At 72.4% G+C, this 20,625-nt stretch carries 16 protein-coding genes; 8 read left to right on the forward strand and 8 right to left on the reverse strand.

Annotated elements, in window-relative coordinates:
• From ACIQFX_RS38425 to ACIQFX_RS38440, 4 genes are all read left to right on the forward strand, one after another.
• Nucleotides 1-90 (forward strand): acyl-CoA dehydrogenase family protein (locus ACIQFX_RS38425; RefSeq protein WP_144385854.1); only part of this gene is annotated, 90 nt, incomplete at its 5' end.
• Between the two features lie 128 nt (nucleotides 91-218).
• Nucleotides 219-1,301 carry a sugar phosphate nucleotidyltransferase gene (locus ACIQFX_RS38430; RefSeq protein WP_402473092.1) on the forward strand — a complete coding sequence of 361 codons (1,083 nt, stop codon included), beginning with the start codon at nucleotides 219-221 and terminating at the stop codon, nucleotides 1,299-1,301.
• 136 nt (nucleotides 1,302-1,437) lie between these two features.
• The gene (locus ACIQFX_RS38435; RefSeq protein ID WP_402473094.1) at nucleotides 1,438-2,250 is read left to right on the forward strand and encodes a polyprenol monophosphomannose synthase; all 813 of its coding nucleotides are present in this window, start codon (nucleotides 1,438-1,440) and stop codon (nucleotides 2,248-2,250) included.
• Between the two features lie 35 nt (nucleotides 2,251-2,285).
• A complete protein-coding gene (locus ACIQFX_RS38440; protein WP_402473097.1) occupies nucleotides 2,286-3,839 on the forward strand; it encodes a hypothetical protein in 1,554 nt (517 codons plus the stop codon).
• 141 nt (nucleotides 3,840-3,980) lie between these two features.
• On the opposite strand, the gene ACIQFX_RS38445 is transcribed toward ACIQFX_RS38440, so the two are convergent.
• Nucleotides 3,981-5,282 carry an LCP family protein gene (locus ACIQFX_RS38445; RefSeq protein WP_402473098.1) on the reverse strand — a complete coding sequence of 434 codons (1,302 nt, stop codon included), beginning with the start codon at nucleotides 5,280-5,282 and terminating at the stop codon, nucleotides 3,981-3,983.
• Between the two features lie 131 nt (nucleotides 5,283-5,413).
• On the opposite strand from ACIQFX_RS38445, the gene ACIQFX_RS38450 reads away from it, so the two are divergent.
• Nucleotides 5,414-5,959 (forward strand): acyl-CoA thioesterase, encoded by a 546-nt coding sequence (locus ACIQFX_RS38450; protein WP_402473101.1) that lies wholly within the window; start codon nucleotides 5,414-5,416, stop codon nucleotides 5,957-5,959.
• A 180-nt stretch (nucleotides 5,960-6,139) separates the two neighbouring features.
• Here ACIQFX_RS38450 and ACIQFX_RS38455 read toward each other — a convergent pair whose 3' ends face one another.
• A complete protein-coding gene (locus ACIQFX_RS38455; protein WP_402473102.1) occupies nucleotides 6,140-7,519 on the reverse strand; it encodes an LCP family protein in 1,380 nt (459 codons plus the stop codon).
• A gap of 213 nt (nucleotides 7,520-7,732) precedes the next feature.
• Between ACIQFX_RS38455 and ACIQFX_RS38460 the strand changes: the two genes are divergently transcribed.
• Nucleotides 7,733-8,761, forward strand: coding sequence for a glycosyltransferase family 2 protein (locus ACIQFX_RS38460; protein ID WP_402473105.1), 1,029 nt, complete (start codon nucleotides 7,733-7,735; stop codon nucleotides 8,759-8,761).
• Nucleotides 8,762-8,840: 79 nt separating this feature from the next.
• Here the strand turns inward: ACIQFX_RS38460 and ACIQFX_RS38465 are convergent, their stop codons facing one another.
• The 4 genes from ACIQFX_RS38465 to ACIQFX_RS38480 form a co-directional block, all read right to left on the reverse strand.
• Nucleotides 8,841-10,601, reverse strand: coding sequence for an LCP family protein (locus tag ACIQFX_RS38465; RefSeq protein WP_402473108.1), 1,761 nt, complete (start codon nucleotides 10,599-10,601; stop codon nucleotides 8,841-8,843).
• A 50-nt stretch (nucleotides 10,602-10,651) separates the two neighbouring features.
• On the reverse strand, nucleotides 10,652-12,373 hold the full coding sequence (locus tag ACIQFX_RS38470) for an LCP family protein (protein ID WP_402473110.1): 1,722 nt from the start codon (nucleotides 12,371-12,373) through the stop codon (nucleotides 10,652-10,654).
• Between the two features lie 258 nt (nucleotides 12,374-12,631).
• The gene (locus ACIQFX_RS38475) at nucleotides 12,632-14,107 is read right to left on the reverse strand and encodes an LCP family protein (RefSeq protein WP_402473111.1); all 1,476 of its coding nucleotides are present in this window, start codon (nucleotides 14,105-14,107) and stop codon (nucleotides 12,632-12,634) included.
• A 219-nt stretch (nucleotides 14,108-14,326) separates the two neighbouring features.
• The gene (locus ACIQFX_RS38480) at nucleotides 14,327-15,079 is read right to left on the reverse strand and encodes a TIGR03089 family protein (RefSeq protein ID WP_402473114.1); all 753 of its coding nucleotides are present in this window, start codon (nucleotides 15,077-15,079) and stop codon (nucleotides 14,327-14,329) included.
• Between the two features lie 136 nt (nucleotides 15,080-15,215).
• Here ACIQFX_RS38480 and ACIQFX_RS38485 point away from each other — a divergent pair, with 136 nt between their 5' ends.
• Together ACIQFX_RS38485 and ACIQFX_RS38490 are read left to right on the forward strand one after the other, a co-directional pair.
• The gene (locus tag ACIQFX_RS38485; RefSeq protein WP_402473117.1) at nucleotides 15,216-16,805 is read left to right on the forward strand and encodes a peptidoglycan recognition protein; all 1,590 of its coding nucleotides are present in this window, start codon (nucleotides 15,216-15,218) and stop codon (nucleotides 16,803-16,805) included.
• Between the two features lie 290 nt (nucleotides 16,806-17,095).
• Entirely contained in the window at nucleotides 17,096-18,094 is a 999-nt protein-coding gene (locus ACIQFX_RS38490; RefSeq protein WP_402473119.1) for a DNA-3-methyladenine glycosylase family protein, read from the forward strand.
• Between the two features lie 161 nt (nucleotides 18,095-18,255).
• Here the strand turns inward: ACIQFX_RS38490 and ACIQFX_RS38495 are convergent, their stop codons facing one another.
• On the reverse strand, nucleotides 18,256-19,563 hold the full coding sequence (locus ACIQFX_RS38495) for a coenzyme F420-0:L-glutamate ligase (RefSeq protein ID WP_402473122.1): 1,308 nt from the start codon (nucleotides 19,561-19,563) through the stop codon (nucleotides 18,256-18,258).
• Nucleotides 19,560-20,516: a 2-phospho-L-lactate transferase gene (gene cofD / locus ACIQFX_RS38500; RefSeq protein ID WP_402473124.1), complete on the reverse strand. Its 957-nt coding sequence runs from the start codon at nucleotides 20,514-20,516 to the stop codon at nucleotides 19,560-19,562. Before cofD ends, ACIQFX_RS38495 begins: the two co-directional genes overlap by 4 nt.
• Between the last annotated feature and the right edge of the window lie 109 nt (nucleotides 20,517-20,625).

Here is a 20,625-nt window from a genome sequence, read left to right on the forward strand (position 1 = left end):
GAGCGCATGATGCGCGACGCCAAGATCACCCAGATCTACGAGGGCACCAACCAGGTTCAGCGCATCGTGATGGCCCGCAACCTCCCGTAACCACCGGGCGCCGGAAGGCGAACAGAAGTGTTGCCGGAGGCGGTCATCCGTGCTCGCCTCCGGTCCGCACGGACGCGCGGTTGGGCTAGATTTAGCGCTTCGTACACCCGATCGTGTTAGGGAAGACAATGACGGAAGCGGTGCTGCTGGTCGGCGGACAGGGGACGCGCCTGCGACCCGTCACGGTCAACACCCCCAAGCCGATGGTTCCAGCCGCAGGGGTCCCCTTCCTGGCCCACCAGATAGCCAGGGCCGCGGACGCGGGTGTGACCCACATCGTCATGGCGACCTGCTACCTCGCCGAGGTCTTCGAGCCGTACTTCGGTGACGGCTCCGCGTTCGGCGTCCACCTGGAATACGTCATCGAGGACGAGCCGCTCGGCACCGGCGGAGCCATCCGCAACGCCGCGCGCCGCCTCACCAGCGGCCCCGACGAGCCCGTTCTCGTCTTCAACGGCGACATCCTGACCGGCCTCGACATCCGCGGCCTCGTCGAGTCCCACCAGGCCGCCGAGGCCGACGTCTCCCTGCACCTCGTCCGCGTCGCCGACCCCCGCGCCTTCGGCCTGGTCCCCACCGACGCCGAGAACCGCGTGCTGGCCTTCACGGAGAAGCCGCAGACGCCCGAGGAGATCGTCACCGACCAGATCAACGCCGGCTGCTACGTCTTCCGCCGCTCCGTGATCGACGCCATCCCCGAGGGCCGCCCGGTCTCCGTCGAGCGCGAGACCTTCCCCGGCCTCCTCGCCTCCGGAGCCAAGCTCCACGGCAAGACCGAGGACACGTACTGGCTGGACCTCGGCAAGCCCGAGTCCTTCGTCCAGGCCTCCGCCGACCTCGTGCGCGGCGTCGTCTCCTCCCCGGCCGTGCCCGGCCCCCGCGGCGAGGCCCTGGTGCTTCCCGGGGCCGAGGTGGATCCCGGTGCCAAGCTCGGGGACGGTACCGTGGTAGGAGCCGGTGCACGCATCGAGGCCGGCGCCGTCGTCCAGGGCTCCATCGTGCTCGACGGCGCGACCGTCCGGGCCGGCGCCCAGGTGAGCGCCAGCCTCATCGGCGCACGCTCGGTCATCGGTGAGCGCACTGTCGTCGACAGCGCGGTCGTCGGCGACGGAGCCAGGGTCGGCGCGGACAACGAGGTGCGTGCCGGTGCGCGCGTGTGGTGCGAGGCAGAGCTGCCCGACGCCGCGCTCCGCTTCTCCTCGGACCGATGACCCGGCCCTGAGTCTTCGCGTGTCCCTCGGACCCGACGGGTCCGAGGGGATTCCCGGGCACCCGGAGCGGCCCCCGGCCCGCTCCACCGGATCTCCAACCTTCAGTCGTCAGTGAGGCAGCAATCCAGTGACAGGTGTGTACCAGAACCCCGGTGCGGATGACGTCGCGACCGGCCGTGCGGGCGCTCTCCCCGAGACGTGGGGCCGCACCCCGCTGACCGTGGTCATGCCCACGTACAACGAGGCCGGCAACGTGCCGCGCATGGCCGAACTGCTCATGGACCTCGACATACCCGGCCTGCGGCTGCTCATCGTCGACGACTCCTCCCCGGACGGCACCGGCCAGATAGCCGAGGAGCTCGCCCAGAAGTTCCACGCCGAGGACGGCACCCCGCGGATGTCGGTCATGCACCGCACCGCCAAGGACGGCCTCGGCCGCGCCTACGCGGCCGGCATGAGCAAGGCCGTCGAGGACGGCGCCGCCTACGTCCTCCAGATGGACGCCGACGGCTCCCACCCCGAGGGCAAGATCGCCGAGATGCTCGGCGTCGCCCTCTCCACCGACGCCGGTCTGGTCGTCGGCAGCCGGTACGTCCCCGGCGGCACCCTCTCCGACGCCTGGGGCGCCCACCGCAAGCTCCTCTCCCGCTGGGCCAACGCCTACGCCAGCACCATCCTCGGCACCCGTGTGCGCGACATCACGGGCGGCTTCAACCTGTGGAGCGCCGACGCGCTGCGCGCCATCGACCTCGGCTCCGTCGGCAGCGCCGGCTACAGCTTCCAGGTCGAGATGAAGTACGCCGCGCTGCGCAAGGGCTTCCAGGTCATGGAGGTGCCGATCCACTTCGAGGACCGCACCGTCGGCGAGTCCAAGATGAACCTCGCCGTCCAGCTCGAGTCCATCGCCATGCCGTGGAAGCTTCGGGTCCGCTCCCGGGGCCGTAAGTGAGCCTCTCCTCCATACGCAGGGACTCCTCGGGAGACGTGGCCCGGGCGTCGGCCGACAGGCCCACCCCGCCGCCCTCCGAGGGGTCCCCGTGGCTCGCCCGGCTCTTCTCCGAGAGCCGGGTGCTCGCGGCGGTGCACGGCGCGCTCCTCCTGGTCGTGACGGCGTTCGTCTTCATGGTGGTGCGCCTGCCCTGGACCGGCGACCTCGGCGTGCACGCCGCCACGATCCAGCGACTGCGCCACGACCTGATCCACCCGGGCAACCCGATGGTGGACTCCGCCACGGACAGCCCGTACTACTCGCCGTGGATGGTCTTCCTGAGCCTGGTCGCCAAGGCGACCGACCTCAACACCTTCCACATCCTGCGCCTCGCGGCCGTCCTCAGCCTCGTGCTGCTCTTCACGGGCGTCTGGTTCTTCACGCGGACCTTCACCGACCGGCGCGTCGCACCGCCGCTCGCGGTCCTCTGCGTGCTGTTCCTCTGGGGCACCAAGGGCTTCGCCTGGAGCGGCTTCCTCGGCTTCGCCTCCCTCGGCCTGATCATGGCGTACCCGAGCGTCTTCACGCTCGCCCTCGGCATGCACTTCCTGGCCCTCCTCCGGCTCGCGCTGCGGCGCGGCTCGGCCACCGGCTGGCAGTCGTACCTGGGACTCGGCGTGCTGTGGGCCGTCCTGATGCTCAGTCACCAGTTCTCCGGCGTCGTGATCACGCTCGGCGCGATCGGCGTCCTCGGCGGAGCCCGCCCGTGGCCCGTCAGGGAGACCTGGCTCAAGCTGGTCGGCGCGGTCGTCGCCGGCCTTGCGGTACTGGCCCTCTGGCCGTACTACTCGTTCTTCTCGCTCTTCGGCATCGGCGGCCTGGAGGACATCCACAAGGTCCTCTACAACAACCTCTTCCCGGTCTACGGCCTGGTCATGGTCGTGGGCGTCGTCGCCCTCGCCCTGCGCTTCGTCCGCGACCGGCGCGACCCGCTGGTGCTGTGGTTCCTCGTCGCCCTGGCGATGGTCGCGGCCGGCTACGTCCTCGACAAGTGGTCGTACGGCCGCGTGCTGCCCGCCGTCGTCATCCCCGCGCAGATCGCCGCCGCGATCGCCGCCGCGGAGGCGGGCCGCAAGCTCTTCAAGGCCGTCTTCGGCACCGCCCTCGCCGTGGCCCTCGCCATGGGCCTCTGGGGGCAGCGCTCCGGCCTCGGCTTCATCCTCCGCCAGGACGCGCTGTCCACCACGGTCACCGAGGGCACCTGGCAGCCCCCGCGCACCTACCACTGGGTCGCGGAGCACGCCAAGTACGGCGACGTCTTCATGACCGACTGGAAGGCGGCCCAGAAGCTGCCCGCCTTCGGCTTCTACACGGTGACCGTCCCCTACCCGGACTTCTTCCTGCCGGACGAGGACGAGCGCGTCGCCGACGCGAAGCGGTACTTCGCCGAGGGCACCTCCCGCGAGGAGCGGATCGAACTGCTCCACAAGTACGACGTGACGTGGGTCCTCCAGTGGAAGAACCAGCCCGGCCTCCCGGAGGGCGACCCCGCCGTCCGCAAGGTGGAGACCGGACCCAACGGCCAGACCCTGTACCGGGTCGTCGGCTGACCGGAGCCCCGGCCACCGCGCACCGCACACGCGAAGGCGCCCCTCACGATCGCTCGTGAGGGGCGCCTTCGCGTGTGTCCCGACGTGTCCCGGTGCCGTCCCGGCGTGCCCGGCGTGCCCGGCGTGCCCGGTGAGCACCGGTCAGCGGTTCGACGTCACCGTGACCTTCTCGTCGTTCTTGATCTGCTCGACGAGCTGCTTCACCTTCGGCATGTCCCACTTGAGGGAGTTCTGCGGCGCGGAGCCCGCGAGCGGCATGTTCATGGACTTGCCGTCGCCGCTGCTGACGCCCTTCATCGCGAAGAACATCTTCCCGAGGTCGTACAGCGACATGTCCTTGTCCACGATCAGCGTGTCCAGGCCGGCGCCGAGCGTCGGGTACAGCGCGAACGGGTTGAGGATCGTGCCCGGCGTCGCCGCCTGGTTGGCCAGCGCGGAGAGGAACTTCTGCTGGTTCTTGGTCCGCTGGAGGTCCGAGTCGGCGAACGCGTACCGGGTCCGGACGAACGCCAGCGCCTGCTCGCCGTTGAGGGTCTGCTCACCGGCCTGGAAGTCGGCGCCGGACTTCTTGTCCTTGAAGCCCTTGTCGATGTTCAGCTCGACGCCGCCGAGCGCGTCCACGATGTTCGCGAAGCCGGCGAAGCCGATCTCCGCGTAGTGGTCGATGCGCAGCCCGGTGTTGAACTCGACGGTCCGCACGAGCAGCTCGGGGCCGTCCATCGCGTAGGCCGCGTTCAGCTTCGAGCCGCCGCGCGCCGGGTACGACTTGCCCGACTCGGAGCCGACGAAGCTCGGAATCGTCACCCAGGAGTCACGGGGCAGCGAGATCATCGTGTTCCCGCTGGAGCAGGCCGCGAGGATCATCATGGAGTCGGTCCGCTTGCCCTCGGCCGAGCCGGTGTGCAGCTTCTTCTTCTCCTCGGCGGACATGCCCTCGCGGCTGTCGGAGCCGACGATCAGGTACGTCGTGCAGTCGCCCTCCTCGGGCCGCTCGATGACCTTGGCGAGATCGACCTCGTTCCGCATCTGTGAGCTGGCCCACGCGTACGTGCCGATGCCCCAGGCGAGGACGCCGACGACCAGCACGATCGAGCCCACCTTGGCGCGCTTGCGCCAGTCCGGCGCGGGACGCCCGGGCCCCTGGGGCGCGTACGGCGGGGCGCCGTTGCCGCCGCCCTGGGCGCCGCCCTGCGGGGAGCCGCCGTAGACCTGGCCGGTGTTGTAGCCGGAGTCGTAGCCCTCGTTGCGGGCCTGCGTGTAGTTCGGGTTGTAGCCCTGGCCCTGGCCGCCCTGGCCGTAGCCCTGTCCGCGGCCCTGCCCCTGGTCGTAGCGGGGCTGCTGCGGAGCCTGCGGGCGCTGCACATGGCTCATCCGGCGGGGTCCCTCGGGCTGGGAGTTCGCGTTTCCGCGGCCGTACCCGCCGTCTTCAGGCCAGTCATTCATACGGACCAGTGTGCCGGGCAGGCCTTTCCGGGCGACAGCCCGGGTAGAAGATCGGACCGGTGCTGTTGCCAAGCTGATGCAAAGCGGACCGAACGACTACCCGCCGCAGGACCCGGCATATGGTGGAGGGCATGACAGAACAGGGCGATATCCCGGACGACCTCCCGGGCAAGCCGACCTCCGCCTCCCGCACCACCCTCAGCCACATCATGACGAGCCACGACACCAACCTCCTCGGTACGGTGCACGGCGGCGTGATCATGAAGCTGGTCGACGACGCCGCCGGCGCCGTCGCGGGCCGGCACTCCGGCGGCCCCGCCGTCACCGCCTCCATGGACGAGATGGCCTTCCTCGAACCCGTCCGCGTCGGCGACCTCCTCCACGTCAAGGCCCAGGTCAACTGGACCGGCCGCTCCTCCATGGAGGTCGGCGTCCGCGTCATGGCCGAGCGCTGGAACGAGTCCACCCCCGCCACCCAGGTCGGCTCCGCCTACCTCGTCTTCGCCGCCGTCGACGCCGACGGCAAGCCCCGCCGCGTCCCCCAGGTCGTCCCCGAGACCGAGCAGGACAAGCGGCGCAACCAGGAAGCCCAGATCCGCCGCACCCACCGCCTCGCCCGCCGCCAGGCCATCAAAGCCCTCCGCGAACGCCGAGCCGCCGAAGGCTACGAGGACTAGCGCGCCCTTTCGTTGTGGGCAATCCCACTGCAGGGCGGAACGGGTGGGCACAACGAAACGGCGCCCCGCCGCGCCAGGCGCCGGCCCGCACCCGCACCCGTACCGCCTACGGATTCGCGCCAAGCCGCCCCGCAACGGCGACGGATGCGCGCCAAGCCCCCGCCGGGGACCCCGCGCCGGCTACGGACACACCACCTGGTCCCCCGTGACCGCCTCGAACGGCCCACCCCGCCCCGCGTCCTCCGCCCGCACCGCCGCGACCCCGCGGTAGTTCCCGCCCACCGTCACCCGCAGCGTCCCGCCCCGCCCCGCCACCGCCCGCAGCTCCGCCCCCGGCAGCGCCGCCGCGAGGGACTTCGCCGACCGGTCCCAGCGGGGGTCGTACTCGACGACCGTGCGCGGGTACTCCCGGCCGGCCCCCGTCATCGGGGTGCGGGTGGTGTCGAAGCCGGTCGCGCGCAGCGCGTCGTCGACCTTGCGGCCGAGCCCGTCCGTGCGGGTCCCGTTGTAGACCTGGACGCGGATGGTGCGCGGCGCCACGTCCACGACGGCCGCCTTCGGGGCCTTCGACGAGGTCGCCGCCTTCTGCGCGGCGAGCGGCCGGTCGTCGCGGAGCGCCTGGAACAGCTTCTGGGCCTTGACCGCGTCCCACTTCACCGTCGACCCGATGCCCTTCACGGGGAAGCTCATGTCTCCGATCGGCACGGACACGAACTCGGACGAGGCGGGGGTGAAGGCGCGCATCGCCTTGGCGAGGGCGAGCAGCTGGTCCGTACCGAAGTCCTCGTCGGCCCGTACGGAGCTCAGCATCGTCGTGGCGACCTCGCGGAAGCGCACCGGGTTGAGCAGCACCCCGCCGCTGGTCGTCCGCTCGATGAGCGCCGCGAGGAAGCGCTGCTGGCGCTGCATGCGCCCGATGTCGGCGGCACCGTCGATGTGGCGGGAGCGGACGTACTGGAGGGCCTGCCCGCCGTCGAGCTCATGGGTGCCGGCCGCCAGGTCGAGCCCGGTGTACGCGTCCTTGACCGCCCTGGTCGTGCAGATCTGGACGCCGCCGACGGCGTCGACGGTCTTCATGAAGCTGGTGAAGTCGACCTCCAGGTAGTGGTCGATCTTGACGCCGGTCATCGACTCGACGGTCCGCACGGTGAGCCCGGGCCCGCCCTCCGCGTAGGCCGCGTTCAGCTTCACCGGGTGGGCGCGGTGCTTCTTGCCGCTGTTCAGGTCGGTGTGCTCGGGCATCTCGGCGTACGAGTCGCGGGGGAGGCTCACCACGCTGGCCCGTTCCCGGTCCTCGGAGATGTGGACGAGCATCACCGTGTCGGTGCAGTGGCAGGGCGCGCCGCCGAGCCGGTACTTCGCCTTCTCCTCGGGGGTGATCCGGTCGCGGCCGTCGGTGCCGACGACCAGGACGTTCATCCCGTGCCCGGCCTGCGGACGGTTCTTCATGTCCTTGAAGGGGTCGACCCGGGTGATCCCGGTGTCCAGGCCGGTCACCACGGCGTGCCCGATGCCGCCCGCGGCGAGGACCGCCACGGACAGCGCCGTCGCCATCCGCATCCCCCACCGGGGGCGCCTCCGCCGCCGGCGGACCGGTACGGGACGGGCGGCGGACCGGGGACGGGGCCTGCGGGGCGGTGTGGGCACGGACGGACACCTCCGCGGGTGTGACAAGGGGAACCGTGAGCACCGTAGGCCCATACGATCACCGCCAGGGGCCGCCACCCGCTCGGCGCGCACCGCTGTCCCCCATTCGCGGTAACGTGGCGGGCAATGAACGCCACGCCCCCCGTCTCCGTGATCATGCCGGTCCTCAACGAGGAGCGGTACCTGCGCACCTCGGTTCGTCACATCCTGGAGCAGGAGTACGACGGCGAGATGGAGGTGGTGATCGCCCTCGGCCCGTCCACGGACCGCACGGACGAGATCGCCGCCGAGCTCGTCCGCGAAACCGCCTCGGACAAGCGCCGCGTCCACACGGTGCCGAACCCCACCGGCCGTACCCCCGCAGCCCTCAACGCGGCGATCCAGGCCTCCCACCACCCGATCGTGGTGCGTGTCGACGGCCACGGCATGCTCTCCCCGAACTACATCGCCACCGCCGTCCGGCTCCTGGAGGAGACCGGCGCGCAGAACGTCGGCGGGGTGATGCACGCCGAGGGCGAGAACGCCTGGGAGGACGCGGTCGCCGCCGCGATGACCTCGAAGATCGGCGTCGGCAACGCCGCCTTCCACACGGGCGGCGAGGCGGGCCCCGCCGAGACCGTGTACCTGGGCGTCTTCCGGCGCGAGGCGCTGGAACAGCAGGGCGGCTACAACGTCGAGTTCATCCGCGCCCAGGACTGGGAGCTGAACTTCCGCATCCGCGAGGCCGGCGGCCTCATCTGGTTCTCGCCGGAACTCCGCGTCCAGTACCGCCCGCGGCCCTCCGTGAAGGCCCTCGCCAAGCAGTACAAGGACTACGGCCGCTGGCGGCACGTGGTGGCCCGCTACCACCAGGGCTCCATCAACCTCCGCTACCTCGCCCCGCCGACCGCCGTCTGCGCCATCGCCGCCGGCCTCGTCGTGGGCGCCGTCCTCACCCCGCTGGGCTTCGTCATCCCCGCGGGCTACCTCGCGGCGATCACGGCCGGCTCCCTCCCGGCGGGCAAGGGCCTGCCCCTGAAGGCCCGTCTGCAGATCCCGGTGGCCCTCGCCACCATGCACATGTCCTGGGGCTACGGCTTCCTCACCAGCCCCCGCTCCCTCGCGAAGAAGGTCATCGCGAGCCGCCGCCCGGCGGTGAAGGCGGAGCGCGTCTGACGGTCCCGTACGCGATACGGCGAAGGCCGGGCCCCCTCCGAGGGGGTCCGGCCTTCGTTCGTACGCGGCGGGGGGCGGGTCAGCTCTTCCCGTCCCACTTGTACGGATCGAAGATGTGCATGCAGCCCTTGTCGTTGCCGCGGAGGACCTCCGCACCGTCCGGGATGTCACCGGCCTCGGCGGCCGGCTTCTTGTAGACCGTGCCCTCGCGCCAGTCGGCGCCGACGACGAGCGTGAGGCCCTCGGCCTTCGCGTCGGCCCGTACGGCCGAGTCGGGCAGCCCGAGGGCCTTGGCCACGGACAGGGCGTTCGCCTTGCCCTGGTCGCCGTCCGCCTTGGGGTAGGTGACCACGGTGTCCTTACGGCTCGCGGCGTCCTGGGAGGACTCGGCCTGGCTGAAGCCCTTGCCCTGGAGGAGCTCGACGATCGTGCGGGCGCGGCCCTCGGCGGCGGGCTCGGCGTCGCTGCCGGTGCCGTTGAGGACCGTCACGCCGAGCGAACCGGGCGCCTCGGCGGTGGCCTTCGGCTTGGCGGAGGCGGTCGGCTTCGGCTTCGCGTCGGCCGGGTTGCCGTTCTTGTCGAAGGCGACGTCGTCGCGGAGCATCGCGAACATCTTCTCGGCCGAACTCTCGACCAGGACGTTCTTGTTCTTGTCCTTCGACCACTGGGCGGTCGGGATGTTCGCCGTGGTGAGGCGGTCCAGCTTCACGTTCTTGAGCTGCATCGACAGGTCGAAGAGCCCCTTCACCGAACGGATCTCGTCGGAGACCTGGAGCGCCCTGGTGGCGGTCTCCGCCAGGCCCGTCAGGCGGCCGGTGTCGGTCCAGGCGTTCTGCTTCTGGAGCTTCTCGACCATGCCGTTCATGTACATGTGCTGGGCCTTGGCGCGGTTCTGGTCGCTGCCGAACGCGTGCCGGGTGCGCAGCCACTGGAGCGCCTGCTCGCCCTTGACCTCGTGCGTGCCCTCGGGCAGCTTCAGGCCGGAACCTCCGGGCTGCAGCTTCGTCGGGTGGTCGCTGACACCGCTGTCCACGCAGACGGGGACACCGCCGATCTCGTCGGCCATCGCCACGACACCCCAGAACTCGACCATGATCCAGTGGTCGATGTAGACCCCGGAGAGGCGCTCCCAGGTGGTGAGGGTGCAGCCGGGACCGCCGCGCCCCAGCGTCTCGTTGATCGGGCTCTCCGTGGTGGCCGCGTACGACTGGCCGTCGTCGCCCGTGCACTTGGGGATGGGGACGACGGTGTCACGCGGGATGGAGATGACGGAGGCGTTCTTCCGGTCCGCCGAGACGTGCAGCAGCATCTGCACGTCGGCCAGCGGCTTGCTGTTCCGGAGGTTCTTTCCGCCGCCCAGGGCCACGTTCTTCGGGTCCGCACGGTTGTCGGAGCCGATGAGCAGGATGTTCAGCGGGGTGTCGCCCAGCGCGTTGGGCGCGGCCTTCTTGACGCCGCTGTCGCCGCCCGCGCGGCTGCCGCCGCGGATGTTGTCGTTCAGGTGCTTGTAGTACAGGAATCCGGCGCCGGCCGTGCCGAGTATCAGCACCGAGAGGGTGATCGCCACCCAGCGCAGCACCTTGCGCTTGCCGGTCTTCTTGGCGCGCCGCCGCGCGGTGGCGCGCCCCCCCGGGTCCGTGCCACCGCCGTTCCCGCCGCCGCGCCGGCGCGAGGCGCGGGTCGACGCGGGCGCGTCGGCCTCCACGGCCTCGTCCCCGGAAGCCTCGCGCCCCGCGCCGGTCGCCTCTCCGGCGCCGTACAGGTCGTCGTCCCAGCCCAGTTCACGGGCGCGCGGAACGCGTTTCCGCGTTCCCTCCCCACGCACGCTGTTCTGTCCCACCCCAGGTCCCCTCGTCAGTCAGGAGTGCGTCAAGCCCCGTTGTCTCCGGATCACTTGGCGCACACCTGCGTGTCAGCTGCTACCTTCTCCAGATCCTTCGGCGCCTTTGCCGGTCCGGTGACGGGCACCCCCGCGCCCTTGAAGTCGGCGCCGAGGACGAGCGTCATGGGCTCGCGTACCCCGGCGTCCTGTGTGCCCGGCTTGAGAGCCGAGGCGGGCAGACCCATCAGGTCCGCGAGCTTGCGGGCCTGGTCTGCCTGGTTCGGTGCATAGGTGAGCGTGGTCTTCGCCGCCTTCTCGGGGGCGTTGCTCCTGTTGGTGGAGCGGTTCACGCCCTGGTCGTTCTGCAGCCAGTTGATGGTCGCCTGGGCCGCGCCCTGGATGCCGCTGCCGTTGAAGACGTCGACGCGCACCTCGGCGGCGGTGGACCGCGCGCCCTTGAGGAGCGCCGCCTGCGCCTGCGTCTGGGCGTTCTTGGCTTCCTGCTGCTGCTTCTTCACCTCGGTGAGCGAGGTGTCGGACCGGAGCATCGCGAACAGCTGCGGCGCCTTGACCGGGTCGGGGACGACCGTCGCCCTGACCTTCTCGGCGGGGTTGTCGATGACCGGCAGGGTCGTGAACGCGATGTTCTTGGTGTCGATCGAGGACAGTTCGCCGGCCAGGTCCTGGAGCTTGGTGAGTGAACCTATGCCGGAGTCGACGGTGAGCGCGCTCGTCGCCGCGTTGGCGAGGTCGAGCAGCTTGCCCGGGTCCGTCAGCGTGTCGTCCGACTTCATCTGGCGGATCATCGAGCTGAGGAACTGCTGCTGGACCTTGATGCGGTCCAGGTCGCTCTCGTTGCCGAAGCTGTGCCGGGTGCGGACGAAGGCGAGGGCCTGCTCGCCCTTGATGACGGACTCGCCGGCCGGCAGCTTCAGATGGGACTTCGGGTCGTTGACGGCCTTCTCGACGCAGACCTTCACGCCGCCGACGGCCGTCGTCATCTCCTTGACGGCGTTGAAGTCGGCCATCATGAAGTGGTCCACCTCGACGCCGGTCAGCTCCTTGACCGTGCGCATGACGCAGCCGGCGTCACGGCCGCTCTGGCCGAGGCTGACGTTGAAGCGGACGTCCTTCTCGGCGGGGATCGTCTTGATGGTCTTGTCGGGCTGGAGCGTCTGGCACTCGGGGATGTCCGTCTTCATGTCGCGCGGGATGGAGAGCGCCGTGGCGTTCGTCCGGTCCTTGGAGACGTGGAAGAGGATCGTGGTGTCGGCGTGGCCGGGACTGTTCTTGTCGCCGTAGCCCGCGTTGCCCTCGCCGGTCCGCTTGTCGGTGCCGATGATCAGGATGTTGAAGGCCTTGCCCTTGGCGAAGCCCTTGCTGGTGTTCTGGCCGACGACCTCGACGACGTCGAGGTTGCCGTCGAGCTTCTTGTAGAGGGCGTACGCGCCGGCCGCGCCGCCCACCAGGACGAACGCCATCGTGCCGCCGGTCCACAGGAGGACCTTCTTCTTGCGGGACGCGCCCTGCTTGCGCTTGCGTCGGCCCTGGGGCGGGATCCGGCCGGCGTCGGCCGGCTCGGGGGCGCGGCGGCGGCGCTGGCCGGGGACGGGTGCCTCGGTCGGCGCGGGCGACGGGGTGGAGGGGGCGGGTCTGCGGGTGCGGGTCGGCGTCGGCGGCTGCTCAGCGGAGCGGTCCAGTCGCAGTTCGTAGTTGCCCGTCTGCGGGTTGAGTACCCACTGGTCGGCGGGGTCGATCTCGTCCGCCCGTCCACGGCTGTGCGCGTCCACGGTTACTCGAATCCTCCGTCGGTGCCACGCGAGGCGCCTCCCCCACAGGGCGCCGCTCTCTCGGTTGTTCGATCCTTGGTGAGTGCGACCACGCGGTCGGGGTGCACCGGATCGCGTCACACTATCCGCCCAGTTCAGCGTGGGGCGACGTGCGTGACAAATTCCACGCTGCTTACAACTGGACAATTTGCTCAAACCTCATCGCTCCCCGCCCTCCCCTTGAGTCGCCCTTTACTCGCCGCCCCCGTCGGCCCCTTGTCAGGAGCACACGACTTCCGCCGCGTTCCGCCCGGTGAAGGTGGGGGCGGGCGACGGCGCCTGGGTGTCCGCGTCGTCGGGCTTCCCGTCCGCGGCGGGCTTCCGGCCGTCGTCCCCGGTGCTCGCCTCCACCACGACGGGCCTGTCCTCCCGTAGCTGCTTGAAGAGTTGACTCGCCGCCGGTTGCACCAGTTCGTCCCGGTTCGCGTCGTACGCGTACGAGCGCCGCGGCACCGTGAGGAACTGCACCCTCTCCGTCGGCACGGACCGCATCGTCCGCGCCAGGTCGTACAGGTCCCGCAGCGAGTCGAGCCCCGGGTCCGTGGTGATCGCCTTGGTCGCCGCGTCCAGGACCGGGTAGAGCTTGGTCGGGTTGAGCAGCACCCCGTCGCTCTGCACCTTGTTGACGAGCGCGCCGAGGAACTGCTGCTGGCGGTCCATGCGTTCGGTGTCGCTGCCGTTGCCGATCGACTTCCGCGCCCGTACGAAGCCCAGCGCCTGCTCGCCGTGGAGCGTCTGGCGCCCCGCGGGCAGCTTCAGATGGGCGTCGGCGTCGTTCACCGGCTCCTTGAGGCAGATCTCCACGCCGTCCACAGCGTCCACCATCTTCTTGAAGCCCCGGAAGTCGATCACCATGTGGTGGTCCACCCGGATCCCGGTCAGCTTCTCGACCGTACGGATCGTGCACGCCGTGCCGCCGAACTCGAAGGCCCAGTTGAACTGCGCGAACTGCTCGCGGGTGCGGGTCCCGTCGGGCTTGCGGCAGCTCGGGATCGTCACCATCAGGTCGCGGGGCAGGGAGACGGCGGTCGCGCTCGTGTTCCCCGCCGACAGGTGCAGCAGGATCGTCGTGTCCGAGCGCTGTGTGCCCTTGTCCCGGCCGTACTTCCCGTTCCCCTCGCCGGCCCGCGTGTCCGAGCCGATGAGCAGGATGTTCCGGGCGCTCGACGTCCCCGCCGACGGCCGCTCCTTCTCGTACCTCCGGAGCTCGTCGGCGGCCGTCGTGTCCGTCGTGATGTTGCCGTCCAGCTTCCGGTAGAACCACCACCCGACCCCGGCCGCCCCCAACACCACCACCGACACACCGAGCGCCGTCCACCGCAACCAGTGCCGCTTGCGCGGTGCCGGCGCCGGGGTCCCGGGCCCGTCCGGGGTTCCGGGTCCATCAGGCGCACCGGGTCCCTTCGGGGCCCCGGGCCCTTCGGGCGCACTGGGGGCAGGTCCTTCCGGGGACCCCGGCACTCCTGGCCCGCCGGGTCCCTCAGGTGCCCCGGGTCCCTCCGGCGCCCCGGGTCCTTCAGGTGTCCCGGCTTCTCCCTCCGGCGCCCCCGGACCCGCCTGCCCTGCCGGCGCGTCCGGTGCCCCCGGCACCGCCGGACCCGCCGGCGCGCCGGGCGTCCCGGTGTCACCGGACGCCGTCGCGTCCTCCGCTGCCGCCGGGTCCGGTTCGGCGGGCGTGCCTGCACGGTCCGTCACGTCTGGGTCCGTCCTTCATGGCGTCGGCGGCGCGACGGGCGGCCACCGGTCGTCGAAGGAGACGGCCGAGCCCGACGCATGGTTGTGCGGAAGGGAGTCGAGTCCCTCCGGCCGATCATGTACCGGACTCGGCGCACGGACCCGGGGACTCGGCGCGGTGCTGGGCCGAGCGGGTGAAGCGGCGTTCCCGAGGGCGGTCGGCGCGGTGGCCGCCGCGGCTCAGCGGGCCGTGTGGGTCACCCGCTCGCTCTCCACCCGCTTCTCCAGGCCCTCGGCGCCCAGCTGGTCCAGGTTCCGGCACAGCACCACGGAACCGCCGGCCGCGAGGGGGGCGTACAGGCCGGAGGAGAGGCCCTGCCAGCCGTCGTAGCCGAGGCCGGAGAGGAGCCGGGAGCCGGGGGCGAGGCCGAGGGCCGCCGCGTCGGCGCGGGCCTGCTCGACGAGCTGCGCGCCGCTGTGTTCCGTACCGTCGACGACGAGCGCCGGAGCGTCCGCGTCGACCGGTGCGAACGGGGCGAAACGGTCGCCCTGGCTCGGCACCTCGACCGCGTAGTCCGCGTACCCGGCGGGCGCGGCGGGGAAGCGGCGTCCGAGCGGGGCGAGCGAGAGCGCGATCCGCTCCCCGGAGCAGGCGAGACCCGCCTCCAGGGTGTCCGGGCCCGCGACCACCAGGTCGGCGTCTGCGGGGTCGCCGCCGACCTCCGCGGTCACCCCGACGGAGGCGCAGGCCAGCAGCCAGACGGCCGTCTGCCAGTGCGCGGGCAGCAGCAGCGCGAGCCGGTCGCCCGGCGCGGCGGACAGTTCGCCCTGGAGCAGGTTCGCCGTCTTGGCCACCCAATTGGCGAAGGTGGCGACGGACAATTCCACGCGCTCACCGGTGGCGTCGTCGTAGAAAGTGATCAAAGGGCGGGCCGGGTCCGCGGCGAGCGCGGATCGCAGCAGGTCGGCGGGGGTGCGGTCGCTGGCGTTCACGCCGGACAGCGTACGCGGGCGGGGGTACGGGGTCCGCCGTACCGGTGACGCCGTCCACCGGTCGGCCCGACGGTCCGTCAATTTCCGGGCGGATTCCCGACGCGCGGAACGGTCCCGGGATACGCACGATCGGCCCATGCGTGCCTCACTCGCCTCCTCGATCGCCGTCACCTGCGCGGCGGTGCTCGCCCTGCCGGCCTCCCTCGCCGCTCCCGCGGCGGCCGCGGTGCCCTCGGCGCTCGGGCTGCCACAGGCGGTCCCCGCGCTGCCGTCGACACCACCCGCGACACCACCGGCGAACCCCGCGCTGCCGTCGACGCCCCCGGAACTGCCGCCGACGACCGCCGCAGAGCCGCCTTCGGCGGACCTGGCGGACCCGGCGCTGCCTCCGGCGGACCCGGCGGCCCCAGGGCTGCCCCCTGCGGGTCCGGCCGACCCGGCGGGCTCGGCGCTGCCGCCCGCGCCCGACCTGCCGGGCTCCACCCGGTCCCTGCCGCTCGTGCCCCTGACCGGTGCCAGCCGGGCGCTGGGCGGGGAGACGGCGGGCGCGGGCGAACAGGGGCTCACCCGACGCGACGTCAGGCCCTTCTCGCTCGTCGGCGTCGTCTGGGACGACCCGGTGGCCCCGCTGCACGGGACCGTGCAGGTCCGCACCCGGGCCACCGGCGGCGACGCCTGGTCGCCGTGGCAGGACGTCGAGACCCACAACGAGGAACACGGAGCCGACCCGGACACGGCGGAAGGCACCACCCGGGTGCTCCGGGGCTCCACCGCGCCCCTGTGGGTGGGCGACTCGGACGGCGTCGAGATCCGCGTACGAGGGGAGGAGCCGCTCCCCGCCGGCCTCCGCCTGGAACTCGTCGACCCGGGGGAGGACCCGGCGGCCGAGCCGCAGGAGCCCCGCCGCGGCCGTACGGTCGCCGACCCGGCGGCCGCGGACGTCCCCGCGGGGCTGAGCGCGGCGGAAGCGGCGGCCGGCGGGGTCGACTCCCAGCTGGCGGCGTACGGGGCGAGCTGGATCCCGGCCCTGTCGAAGGAAGCGACGGAGCTCACGTTCCGGCAGGCGCCGGCCAGGACCGCGGGGCAGGCCGCTCCCGTCGCGTTCGCCGCGGCGAAGCCGTACATCGGCCCCCGCCCGAAGATCATCACGCGGAAGGGGTGGGGAGCCGACGAGAGCCTCCGCGAGAAGGGCTTCGTCTACACCAAGACGATCAAGGCGGCCTTCGTCCACCACAGCGCCACCGGCAACAACTACACCTGCGGCCAGGCCCCCTCCGTCCTGCGCAGCATCTACCGCTACCACGTGAAGAGCAGCGGCTGGCGGGACTTCGGCTACAACTTCGCCGTCGACAAGTGCGGCAACATCTACGAGGGCCGGGCCGGCGGCGTCGCCAAGCCCGTCCTCGGCGCCCACACCCTCGGCTTCAACACCAACAGCATGGGCATCGCCGTCCTCGGCACCTACAGCCAGAGCGCGCCCCCGGCCGCCGTCGTCACCGCCGTCGCCCGCCTCACCGCCTGGAAGCTCGGCCTCCACGGCGTGAACCCCAAGGGCGCCGCCTACCTCGTCTCCGGCGGCGGCAACCGCTACCGCAAGGGCACCACCGTCCGCTTCAACGCCATCGCCGGCCACCGCGACGGCTTCGCCACCGAATGCCCCGGCGGCCGCCTCTACAACAAACTCCCCACCGCCCGCACCACCTCCGCCAAATACCAAGGCCGCTGACCCCCGCCCACCCGTAGTGCCCCACCCCGGCCGCGACCCTCCCTGGGTCGCGGCCCCTGCCGGTCGTGCCCACCACCTCGCCCGCGGCCGCCCCGGTCGCGGCCGCCTCCGTGCCCCCGCCCCGCCCGTGGCCACCCCGGTTGTGGGCATGCGTCCGCCAGGGGCGGAACGGGTGGGCACAACCCCCAGGGCGCCGCCCACCCCCGCTCGCCCACCCGGAGGCCCGCCCCCCCCCGCCCGGCCCCCGCTCACCCACCCGCCCCCGCACAACGTCCCGCTACCCTCGAACCATGGCCGGCCGCTTCGCACCCCGCCCCACCCGCACCACGGTCCGTGGCGGCCACGTCCCCGTACCGGGCTCGCCGGACCCGGGACAGAGCCACGACCCGGACCTGGCCCAAGAACCGGCCCCGGCCCTGGACCTGGGCCTCACCCTCGGCCCCCTCCGCCGCGGCCCCGCCGACCCCACCTTCCGTACGACCCCCGACGGCTCCGTCTGGCGGGCGAGCCGTACCCCCGAAGGCCCCGGCACCCTGCGCGTCCGGATCGAGGGGGGCGAGGTCGAGGCGGAGGCGTGGGGCCCGGGCGCGGCCTGGCTCCGGCGCGCGCTTCCGGCCCTGCTCGGGGCCGACGACGACCCGACCGCGTTCGTCCCCCGGCACAAGCTGCTCCTGGCGACGCACCGCCGCCGCGCGGGCCTGCGCCTCACGCGTACGGGCCTGGTCATGGAGTCGCTGATCCCGTCGGTGCTGGAGCAGAAGGTCACGACGCACGAGGCGTACGGGTCGTGGCGCACCCTCGTGCGGAAGTACGGAGAGCCGGCGCCCGGCCCGGCGCCCGAGGGCATGTACGTGATGCCGGACGCCTGGACGTGGACGCAGATCCCGTCGTGGGAGTGGCACAGGGCGAACGTCGACGGGAAGCGCGCGGCCACGATCGTGCGCGCGGCCAGGGTGGCGTCCCGCCTGGAGGAAGCCGCGCAGATGGACGGGCCGGCGGCACGCGCGCGCCTGGAACTGGTTCCGGGGATCGGCCCGTGGACGAGCGCCGAGACGGTCCAGCGCAGCAACGGCGCCGCCGACGAGGTCACCACCGGCGACCTCCACCTTCCCGGCATCGTCGGCTGGGCGCTCGCGGGCGACCGCGACGCCGACGACGCGGCGATGCTCGCCCTCCTGGAGCCGTACACGGGCCAGCGCCACCGCGCGGCCCGCCTCATCCTGCTCAGCGGCAGGGTCCCGCCCCGCCGCGCCCCCCGCAGGACACCGGGCAACATCGCCGGCCTCTGACCAGCGCACGCGCCCAGCCCCACCAGCACCCGCCGGCACCCGCCCGTCCTCAGGCCACCGGCACCTTCCCGCCCTCAGGACCACCGGCACCCGCCCGTCCTCAGGGCCACCGGCCCCGCCCGACAGCCCGGCCCCCGCCCGACAGCCCGGCCCCCCACCCCTCAGCGCACCTCGACGAACTCCGTCGCCTCCCGTGCCGGCCGTTCCTTGGGTGCCGCGGCGGGGTGGCCGATGGCGACCGCGCCGAGCGGGTCCCAGTCGTAGGGCAGGTCGAGGACCTTCCGTACGACGTCGCGGCAGAACATGGTCGAGGACACCCAGGCGGAGCCGAGCCGCTCGCCCGCGAGGGCGACGAGGAAGTTCTGCACGCCCGCGCCCGCGGCGACGACGAACATCTCGCGTTCGGCGGCGTCGCGGCGCGGGTCGCCGTAGTGGTGGGAGCCGTCCATGACGAGGCAGGGCACGGCGAGGTAGGGCGCGTTGCGCAGGACGTCACCGCGGCGCACCCGCTTGGCGATGGAGTCCTCGGACTTGCCGTCGCGGCGCAGGTCGTCGATCCACGCGTCCCGCATGGCGTCGAGCAGCCGCAGCCGGGACTCGGGCGACTCCAGGAGCACGAACCGCCAGGGCGTGGTGTGGTGCGGGGCGGGCGCGGTCACGGCCGCGGCGACGGCCCGGCGCACCGAGCCGGGGTCGACGGGATCGCCGGTGAACTCGCGTACGGTCCGCCGCAGGGTCAGGGCCTCCCGTACGGCCTCCGACGTCCCGAGCCGGAACATGTCGTCGGCGGGGTCGCGCACGAGGGCCCGGGCGCCGGGTTCCCCGTCGCCGGCCACGACGTGCGGCAGGCCGCGGACCACGGCGACGGGGAGACCGGACGCCTTGCCCTTCACGAGGTCGCCGGCGGCGGCGAGTTCGTCGGCGGTGGCGACGACGGTCGCGCTGAGCGGGTTGCCGTGGGCGTCGGTCCCGCCGCGCAGGTCGTCGAGGACCCGCACGCCGGCCGCTCCGATGGCCACGTCGGTGAGTCCGGAGCGCCAGGGCCGGCCGAAGGTGTCGGTGACGACGACGCCCACGTCGACGCCGAGCGCCTCGCGCAGGCCGGTCCGGATGCGGCGGGCCGAGGCGTCGGGGTCCTCGGGCAGCAGCAGCACGGTCCCGGAGGGGGTGTTGGAGGCGTCGACCCCGGCGGCGGCCATGACGAGGCCCTGCCGGTTCTCGACGATCCGCAGCGCGCCGCGCCGCGCGACCACCCGTACCGTCTCGGCGTCGATGGCCGCCTCGCGGTCCTCGGCGGCGATCACCCGGCCCTCGGCCTTGCTGACGATCTTTGAGGTGACGAGGAGGACGTCCCCGTCGGCGAGTTCGGGCGACGCGGCGGCGATCAGCGCGGCGAGGTCGTCCCCGGCGGAGACCTCGGGCAGCCCGGCGAGGGCCCAGACCCGGTATGCGGGGGGTATGGAGGTCACGCGCGGACCTCCTCGGCGAGCCGCAGGGCCTCGCGGGCCATCTCGGCGGTCGCGTCCACGTCGGTCATCATCAGCGGTACGGCGCGGCAGCGGATGCCGGCCTCCTCGACGTCGGCCACGGCTCCGGCGTCCACGGTGTCGACGAGCCAGCCGTCGATCAGCTCGGAGCCGTAGTGCCTGGCCACCGCCGCGGCCGTGGACTCCACGCCCACCGCCGCGAGCACCTTGTCGGCCATGCCGCGCACGGGCGCGTCGCCGACGATGGGGGAGAGGCCCACGACCGGCGCCGCGGCGGCGACGACCGCGTCGCGGATGCCGGGCACGGCGAGGATCGTGCCGACGCTCACCACGGGGTTGGACGGCGGGAGGACGATGACGTCCGCCGCGGCGATGGCGTCGAGGACGCCCGGCGCGGGCTTCGCGGCCTCCGCGCCGACCGGCACGATCGCCTTGGCGTCGACGGCGGCGCGCAGCTTCACCCAGTACTCCTGGAAGTGCACCGCGCGCTGCTCGCCGTCGACCTCGATCGCCACGTGCGTCTCGACGCGGTCGTCGGACATGGGGAGCAGGCGTACGCCGGGCTGCCAGCGGGCGCACAGCGCCTCGGTGACGGCGCTCAGCGGGTAGCCCGCGCCGAGCATCTGCGTACGGACGATGTGGGTCGCGAAGTCACGGTCGCCGAGGCCGAACCACTCGGGTCCGACGCCGTACGCGGCGAGCTCCTCCTTGACCGTGAAGGACTCGTCGAGGCGGCCCCAGCCCTGTTCCTCGTTGATGCCACCGCCGAGGGTGTACATCACCGTGTCCAGGTCGGGGCAGACCTTCAGCCCGAAGAGATGGATGTCGTCACCGGTGTTGCCGATGACCGTGATCTCCGCGTCCGGAGCGGCCTGCTTGAGGCCGCGAAGGAAACGAGCACCACCGATACCGCCGGCCAGAACCACAATGCGCATGCGGACAGTCTGTCAGCCGCGGGCCGCTCGTATGAGGGTCGGCCGCGAGACGTACGGGCCCACGGGTCCGCGCCCACCCCGGAGCGGTGCTCGGCCCCGGGCCGCGCTC

The organism is Streptomyces sp. NPDC093089 (genome assembly GCF_044754405.1).
Taxonomy (GTDB): Bacteria; Actinomycetota; Actinomycetes; order Streptomycetales; family Streptomycetaceae; genus Streptomyces.

Excerpts from the sequence above, each read along its gene's own strand:
- ACIQFX_RS38430 (WP_402473092.1), top strand. The coding sequence starts at position 219 with ATGACGGAAGCGGTGCTGCTGGTCGGCGGACAGGGGACGCGCCTGCGA.
- ACIQFX_RS38445 (WP_402473098.1), bottom strand. The coding sequence starts at position 5,282 with ATGAATGACTGGCCTGAAGACGGCGGGTACGGCCGCGGAAACGCGAAC.
- ACIQFX_RS38450 (WP_402473101.1), top strand. The coding sequence starts at position 5,414 with ATGACAGAACAGGGCGATATCCCGGACGACCTCCCGGGCAAGCCGACC.
- ACIQFX_RS38455 (WP_402473102.1), bottom strand. The coding sequence starts at position 7,519 with ATGCGGATGGCGACGGCGCTGTCCGTGGCGGTCCTCGCCGCGGGCGGC.
- ACIQFX_RS38460 (WP_402473105.1), top strand. The coding sequence starts at position 7,733 with ATGAACGCCACGCCCCCCGTCTCCGTGATCATGCCGGTCCTCAACGAG.
- ACIQFX_RS38485 (WP_402473117.1), top strand. The coding sequence starts at position 15,216 with ATGCGTGCCTCACTCGCCTCCTCGATCGCCGTCACCTGCGCGGCGGTG.
- ACIQFX_RS38490 (WP_402473119.1), top strand. The coding sequence starts at position 17,096 with ATGGCCGGCCGCTTCGCACCCCGCCCCACCCGCACCACGGTCCGTGGC.
- cofD (WP_402473124.1), bottom strand. The coding sequence starts at position 20,516 with ATGCGCATTGTGGTTCTGGCCGGCGGTATCGGTGGTGCTCGTTTCCTT.